Here is a 4,188-nt window from a genome sequence, read left to right on the forward strand (position 1 = left end):
GGCGGACGGCGCGGGGCGGTGCCGGCTCCGGCGCCCGCGGGACGATTGAGGAGGGTCACGTCGTCGCCGCCACGGGAGTCGCTTCGCCCCGACCGCTCACCCGGACGATCTGCACGACGAGGAGGACGAGACCGCCGAGGAGGACGGCGGCCGCGATCACCCACGGGAAGAGCAGGGTGAGGGCGTCACGGGTCACCGGCGTCAGGGCGACGCCGTCGACGGTCTCCGGCGGGGTGAGCGTCACGTGGGTCGACAGCAGCGTCCACTGGCCCCCGTGGCGGAGGCGAGCCGAGACGACCCGGCTCTCGCCCGGCTGCAGAGCGGTCACCTGGACGCCGTCGACGGCATCCAGACGCTGCGAGAACATCCCGGCATCCATCCAGAAGTCCGCCGTCGCGTCGATCGGGGTCGAGGCGGCGTTGCGCACCGTGAACCACACGTCGACGATCCCGGCGGTGGGATCGGGCTCGGGGAACGCGGAGGCGTTCAGTCCCCCGACGTAGACCATGCCGGCCACGCTGACCTCGCTCGCGGGGGCGACGCCCCCGCCGCCGGAGCCGCTCGAGCCCGTGGCGGGCAGGGGCACCGGCCTCGTGCCGCCCGCGGGAACCGACCCGCCCGGAACGCTCGACCCCCCGGTCGCCGCCGGCGACACGGGAGGAGACGGTGTCGCCGTCGATCCGTCGGTGATCGTCACGGACAGGGTGCCGGGGTCATCCGTCGGGGAAGCCGAGGCGCTCGCCGCACCCGAACCCGCGAGCACGACGAGGGCGAGCGCGATCCCCGCGGCGGCGACGCGTCGCGACGCGACCGGGGGCATCGCCCCGCGCGGCGCCGATCGCCGGGGACGCGTCATGAACCGTCCGCCCGAGTTCCCGCGAGCGCCGCCGCGTCCGCGGCCGCGGTCTCGGCGACGAAGTCCATCCACTCACGGGCACGCACCTCGTCGCGACGCCGGCGCCAGCGCGAGAACAGGACCGCGAGCGCCGCCAGCACTCCCAGGATCAGCACCGTCCACGGAACCGCGAACGCCACCGCGTCACGCGTGATCGGCGTCACCACCACCTGCATCGACGCGTCGGGCGACTCCACGAAGGGGCTGAGGGTCGTGAACGGGTTCAGGTACAGCCATTGGCCGACACCGTCGACCGTCGACTCGTACGACGCGCTGTTGCCCGGCAGCACGACGGGAACCTTGCCGCCCTGCTCCCCCGTCACCGGGATGCCGAGCCACGTTCGCGTGCCCGACGTGAGGTTCGCGGCGAGAGCGACATTGCCGGGGTTGCTCACGGTGTAGTGGAGCTGGACGTGCCCGGAGAACGGGTTCCACCAGTCCCCCTGATACGACGCCTCGTAGCTCGTGAGCGACAGCTGCGGTTGGAGGTCACCGGCGACCCGCGCGAAGACCGAGGTCGCGACGCGGCGGTCGACGGTGACCTGCGCGCCCGACTCGAGGACGGATGCCACGACCCCGCCGACGTGATCGCCCGGGGTCGCGTCCGCCGGTACCGCGACGGTGAAGGTCAGCAGGCGCACTTCCTGCGGCTCGAGGCCGAACGTCACGCGGTCGCTGCCGTCGTCGAAGCGGATCCACGACCCGACCGAGGTGGGAGTGGCATCCGTCGGGAGCAGGGAGAGCTCGCCGGCGTCGTCGTTGAACGCGTCGGTGGCGTAGACGGTGAAATCCTGGCGGGCCGTACCGGTGTTGCCGACGAGCACGCGATCGGTGACCGTCTGGCCCGGGTCGGCGGCGAAGGTGAAGCGCGACCGCCCGTCGGGGCGCCCGTCCTCTCCGGCCGGGCGGGTGGCGACGCCGACGGTGACGGCCGACTCGCTCTCGGCGGCGGGCGCATCGTCGGTCGCGAGGACGGCGGTGCCGGGGGCAGCCATCGCGGCGGACGGCATCCCGAGGCCGGCGATCATCGCCGCGGTGACGAGGGATACGGCACCCAGAGCCGGGAGGCGGTGCCGCAGGGTCGAAGAGAACACGCTCTATCTCCGCAGGTGGGGGCGACACGAGCGTGTCGCCGAGGTGAACGAGGGCTGATGGTGTGGCAGCACGGGGGGATCGCGAGGATCCCCCCGTGCCACCGGCGCCGGTCAGCTCACTTGGAGGTGAGCGTGACCGTCAGGGTCGACGTGTAGTCGCCCGTCTGCGCGTCCTTCGGGGCGGTGAAGGTGAGGTCGGCGTCGAAGAGCGCACCGGTGGTGAGCGTCGTGACGGCCGTGCTGGAGGCGATCTTCGAACCCGTGCCGACGGTCACGCCCGTGATGGGGGTGTAGCCGGTGTAGGCCTTGGGCGCCACGGCGAGCGCGGTGGCGGGGATCTCGTCGCCCGCGCCGTTCTTGAAGGGGGTCCACGCGGCGGTGAGGTCCCAACCCTTGAGAACGTTGCGGTCGTCGATGACGGTGACCTTGCCGAGCGACTTCGTGACGCTCTTGTCGCGCGCCACGCTGCCGAAGTCGACCTTGGTGGCCTCGGCGTTCAGCGACCACAGGTCGCTCGCGGTGACCGCGGCCGACAGGTCGACGGCGTCGGTGGTGGTGTCACCGGCAGCGGACTGCTTGGTGAAGGTGTCCCAGGCCAGGACGGTGTACGTCGCGTCGCCGGGGGCCACCAGGGCGATGGTGTGCTCGCCGCCCGGCAGGCTCGAGATGTCCACCGAGAAGTTGCCGTTGCCGTCGTCGGTGACCTGACCGAGGTCGGTCGGGTCGGACCAGGCCCACGCCTCGAGGGTCTTGCCCTTGTTGGCGGCCCCCGCGGGAACGGTGATCGTCTTCGCGCCCTTGGCGGGGTCGGCCACGTCGACCTTGTTCGCCGAGGAGCCCGAGGGCTTCGTCGGCGCGGTCGGAACGGCCGCGTCCACCGTGCCGGTGAACGCCTTCTCGTTGCTGCCCGCGCTGTTGGTGGCCACGACGGTGAAGCTGTAGGAACCGGCCGTGGTGGGCGTGCCCGACACGACACCGGTCGCGCTGTCGAGGGTCAGACCGGCGGGAAGGGCCCCACCGTCCTTGATCGACCACGTGATCGGGGCGGTGCCGTCGGCGGTGAGCGTCTGCGAGAACGCCGCACCGACCTTGGCCGAGTCGAGAGCGGTGGTCGTGATGGTCGGAGCCGTGGCCGAGGGGCCGGAGCTCTGCGGGTCGAACGTCCAGTCGCCGCCGGGCTTGACGTGGATGCCCACGTACTTCACGCCGGCATCCGCGATGTTCAGACCGTTGTTGCGGGTCCACGCGAAGCCGAGGCTGAAGTCACCGCCGTTCGCCTTGACCTGGGCCCAGTTGCCGAACAGGAAGCCCGAGAGCGTCAGGTTCGGGGCCATGATGTCGACCGTGCCGGGGGTCAGGGCGCCGTCGCTGGACGCCGTCCAGGCCGACATGGTGGTCTCCTTGCCCTGGGGGGCGATGAAGTACGCGACACCGGTCGCGTCGGCCGTGCCGGGGAACAGCACCGAGATGTCGTCGACGGTCGGTCCGGGCGTCGCGAGGATCTGCGAATCCCAGTGCAGGACGGTGTCGTCGGGGAGGAGGTGACCGTCGCCGCCGTCGAGGAGGTAGAACTGCGGCGTACCCGTGGCCGCGTTCGCCGCGGTGGCCGAGAAGCCGCCCGCGAGAAGCGAGACCGCCGTCGCCGCGGCGACGATCGTCCCGAACTTCTTGATGTTCATGAGGTGGAGTCCTTTTCCGTTCTCAGAGGTCACAGCGTCGCGAACGCGCGCTGGATGGTGGTGGTGGAGGGGGCGAGGAAGCCGAACTTCTTCTTCACCGCGCCGACGGAGGTCGGCAGCGAACCGAAGCTGGTGAGGCTGTTGGTGACCGACGGGTTGACGAGGTTGGCCAGGCCCGCGTCGTACTTGTCGTCACTCGGAACGATGCGGGCGTACTCGACGACCAGGTAGGTGTCGCGGCCGAAGGTCGCGTCCTTGTAGAAGTCGATGTTGGGGACGAGGTTGGGCGCGGTGCCCGTGAAGGCGGGCTCCTGGTTGACGGGCGAGCCGAACTTCACACCGGAGGTCGTCGTGGTGTTGACTCCGGTGGCGCCGTTGGCCTGAGCGATCCAGCTGGCGGCGCTGAACGGGATGAGGTCGTTCGTCCCGAGCACCGACGCGTCGTTCTCGGGCGTGGTGCCGTTGGCGTCGGTGACGCACGAGCCGAGGGTCGGGTTTCCGATCGCGCCCAGGAAGAACG

The 4,188-nt window shown here is 71.1% G+C and carries 4 protein-coding genes; all 4 read right to left on the reverse strand.

The annotated features are described in order from the left end of the window. Positions 1-55: 55 nt before the first annotated feature. A complete protein-coding gene (locus NS283_RS18045; protein WP_153003422.1) occupies positions 56-856 on the reverse strand; it encodes a hypothetical protein in 801 nt (266 codons plus the stop codon). Then, positions 853-1,989: a hypothetical protein gene (locus NS283_RS18050; protein WP_058598220.1), complete on the reverse strand. Its 1,137-nt coding sequence runs from the start codon at positions 1,987-1,989 to the stop codon at positions 853-855. Before NS283_RS18050 ends, NS283_RS18045 begins: the two co-directional genes overlap by 4 nt. Positions 1,990-2,105: 116 nt before the next feature. Then, a complete protein-coding gene (locus NS283_RS18055) occupies positions 2,106-3,668 on the reverse strand; it encodes an Ig domain-containing protein (protein ID WP_058598221.1) in 1,563 nt (520 codons plus the stop codon). Between the two features lie 29 nt (positions 3,669-3,697). Further along, positions 3,698-4,188: hypothetical protein (locus NS283_RS19035; RefSeq protein ID WP_058628197.1), on the reverse strand; the 491-nt coding region annotated here is incomplete at its 5' end.

Source organism: Microbacterium testaceum (genome assembly GCF_001476285.1).
Lineage (GTDB): Bacteria > Actinomycetota > Actinomycetes > Actinomycetales > Microbacteriaceae > Microbacterium > Microbacterium testaceum_B.

Bases quoted from the DNA above. Each gene is read 5' to 3' on its own strand.
- NS283_RS18045 (WP_153003422.1), bottom strand. From the start codon at position 856: ATGACGCGTCCCCGGCGATCGGCGCCGCGCGGGGCGATGCCCCCGGTC.
- NS283_RS18055 (WP_058598221.1), bottom strand. From the start codon at position 3,668: ATGAACATCAAGAAGTTCGGGACGATCGTCGCCGCGGCGACGGCGGTC.